The 2,940-nt window shown below is 65.1% G+C and carries 3 protein-coding genes and 1 pseudogene; 3 read left to right on the plus strand and 1 reads right to left on the minus strand.

Features of this window, described 5'->3' with window-relative positions; genetic code table 11:
• Both MOV75_RS32935 and prfA read left to right on the plus strand, forming a co-directional pair.
• Positions 1 to 618, plus strand: a 618-nt coding sequence (locus MOV75_RS32935) for a putative PEP-binding protein (protein WP_309486987.1), incomplete at its 5' end; no start/stop codon positions are given.
• A gap of 56 nt (positions 619 to 674) precedes the next feature.
• Positions 675 to 1,760, plus strand: coding sequence for a peptide chain release factor 1 (gene prfA / locus MOV75_RS32940; protein WP_091966068.1), 1,086 nt, complete (start codon positions 675 to 677; stop codon positions 1,758 to 1,760).
• A gap of 51 nt (positions 1,761 to 1,811) precedes the next feature.
• Here the strand turns inward: prfA and MOV75_RS32945 are convergent, their stop codons facing one another.
• Positions 1,812 to 2,282, minus strand: coding sequence for a MarR family winged helix-turn-helix transcriptional regulator (locus MOV75_RS32945; RefSeq protein ID WP_246931735.1), 471 nt, complete (start codon positions 2,280 to 2,282; stop codon positions 1,812 to 1,814).
• Between the two features lie 317 nt (positions 2,283 to 2,599).
• On the opposite strand from MOV75_RS32945, the pseudogene MOV75_RS32950 reads away from it, so the two are divergent.
• A pseudogene (locus tag MOV75_RS32950) lies at positions 2,600 to 2,940 on the plus strand (xanthine dehydrogenase family protein molybdopterin-binding subunit); the annotation flags it as partial.

Consider the following 2,940-nt stretch of genomic DNA (forward strand, 5'->3'; position numbering starts at 1 on the left):
CAGATCCGCGCGCTGCTGCGCGCCGGCGGCGGCCGCGCGCTGCGCATCATGTTTCCGATGATCTCGGAGGTCGCCGAATTCGATTCGGCGAAGGCCCTGGTCGAGCGCGAGCTCACTTACTTGCGTCAGCACGGCCATACGCTGCCTGAACGAATCGACATCGGCACCATGGTCGAGGTCCCGGCCCTGCTCTATCAACTCGACGAGCTGCTGCGGAAGGTCGACTTCATCTCGGTCGGCTCCAACGATCTGTTCCAGTTCCTGTTCGCGGTCGACCGCGGCAACGCAAAAGTCTCCGAGCGTTTCGACACCATGTCAGCGCCGATCCTGCGCGCGCTGCGCGAGATCGCGCTCAAATCGCATGCGGCAAAGAAGTCGCTCTCGCTCTGCGGCGAGATGGCATCCAAGCCGATCGGCGCGCTGGCCCTGATTGCGCTGGGCTACCGCTCGCTGTCGCTGTCGGCAACCGCGCTCGGTCCGGTCAAGGCGATGGTGATCGATCTCGATGCCAAGAAGGCCGAAGCCATGCTCGGCCCGCTCCTGGACGCGCCGTCGGGCAGCGTCTCGATCCGGCAGAAACTGACGGAATTTGCCGAGGCCGAAGGCCTGGCATTGTAGCGGGCCTGTCCCGCTCCCTGCCGCCTCGCCTCCTTCCGCCATTTGAGACTGAACCGATGTCGTCACTCCCCGAAGCCAAACTGGACGTCCTGCTCGCGCATCACGCCTCGCTCGAAGCCGAATCGCTGGGGCAGCTCGCCTCCGAACGCTACGTGCAGATCACGCGCGAGCTCGCCGAGATCACGCCGCTGATCGAAGCGGTGAAGGCTTACCGGGCTGCCGTCAAAGAACTCGCCGACACCGAGGCGCTGATCGCCGATCCCGCGACCGATGCCGAGATGCGCGGCATGGCGGAAGCCGAACGCGACGAGCTCGCACCGAAAATCGAGGAGCTGGTCCAGAAGATCCGCGTTGCGCTGCTGCCCAAGGACGCCATGGACGATCGCAACGTGGTGCTGGAAATTCGCGCCGGCACCGGCGGCGACGAGGCCTCGCTGTTTGCCGGCGACCTATTCCGGATGTACGAGCGCTTCGCTGCCTTGCAGGGCTGGAAGGTCGAGGTGATCTCGGCCAGCGAAGGCACCGTCGGCGGCTACAAGGAAATCATCGCGGAGGTGCAGGGGCGCGGCGCGTTCTCCAAGCTGAAGTTCGAATCCGGCGTGCATCGCGTGCAGCGCGTGCCCGACACTGAGACGCAGGGGCGCATCCACACTTCGGCCGCGACAGTCGCCGTGCTGCCGGAGGTCGAGGATGTCGACGTCGACATCAAGAACGACGATCTGCGCATCGAGACCATGCGCGCGCAAGGAGCCGGCGGCCAGCACGTCAACAAGACCGAATCGGCGATCCGCATCACCCACATTCCGACCGGCATCGTGGTGATGATGCAGGACAGCCGTTCGCAGCACAAGAACCGTGCCTCCGCCATGAACATCCTGCGCTCGCGCATCTACGACGCCGAGCGCCAGCGTGTCGACGCCGCGCGCTCGGCCGAGCGCAAGGAGAAGGTCGGCTCCGGCGACCGCTCTGAGCGCATCCGCACCTATAATTTTCCGCAAGGGCGCGTCACCGACCACCGCATCAATCTGACGCTCTACAAGCTGCCGCAGGTGATCGCGGGCGAAGCGCTGGGCGAGCTGACCGACGCGCTGACCACCGAGCACCAGGCCGCGCAACTCGCCGCACAAGGCGCAGCGGCCTGAATCCGCGCTTCAGCGTGTCTTGTTCAGCGCGCCTCATTTGGCGCGGCTTATTCAGCGTGCCTTGGCCCGGAACGATCGCAGGAGCTTGGCCAAGGCGGGAGCGGCGGCACTCAGCTCGTCCAGATGAATGCGCGACAGCGACCGCAGCTTCTGCTCGCCCTTGGCCGTCAGCTTGACGAGAACACGCCTTGCGTCCTCGGGATCGGCTTCCCGGCCGATCAGCTTCAGTTTCGCCATGCGATCCACCAGCTCCACCGCCGTATGGTGCCGGATCAGGAGGAAGCCGGCGATGTCGCCGACGCTGGCGCCGTCGGGGCCTGCCAATCCCTTGATCGCCAGCAACGCCTGGTGCTGCTGCGGCGTCAACCCGGCGTTCTGGGCCGCGGCTTCGCTGAAAGCAAGGAAGGTTCGCAACTGGCGGCGGAATTGGGCAAGCGCCGTGTAATCGGCCTCACGCATTGCGCCGCCCTTTGCGGGAGCAGCACGCGCCGAGTGTCCAGTCTTCCGTTTCGATTCAGTCATCCGTGCCTTCGACCTCAGCCCGCCGGCGAAGCGGGAGCTGCCGAGACTAGCAAGGAAGCCCAGCCGGAACCACCGGCGGGCGTCGCGGAGCCGCGTGTGGTCATTCATACAAACTGTCTTTCCGCGGCCGGTCGGGCCGGTCTGGAATTGCTTTTTCGCCTGAAACATTAGCAGCGCGGCGGGTATGCGCAACAACGCATCACATGGGACCATGCCCATTCGTGCGTTGTCGTGAACAGGGTGGTGGGTTATCTCAGTGGGGTCCGGTCCCCCGCTGCCGCGAAAATGCGCAAATGCCGGCTTTTCAGGTCAATTCCATGCAAGAACACACCAAATCGTCCACCCTCGAAAACGCTATTGCACTGCAAAAATATGGCGTCGGGCAGCCCGTCCGCCGCAAGGAGGACGACACGCTGGTGCGCGGCAAGGGTCGCTATACCGACGATTTCAACCTGCCCGGCCAAGCCTATGCCGTGGTCGTCCGTTCCACCCACGCCCATGGCATCATCCGCGGTCTCGGCATTGACGCCGCCAAGGCGTTGCCGGGCGTGCTGGGGGTTTGGACCGGCAAGGACCTCGATGCCGCCGGCTACGGCCCCTTCACCTGCGGCCTGCCGCTGAAGAGCCGCGACGGCTCGCCCCTGCTTCAGACCAACCG

It is taken from the genome of Bradyrhizobium sp. PRIMUS42, assembly GCF_023006515.1.
Taxonomy (GTDB): domain Bacteria; phylum Pseudomonadota; class Alphaproteobacteria; order Rhizobiales; family Xanthobacteraceae; genus Bradyrhizobium.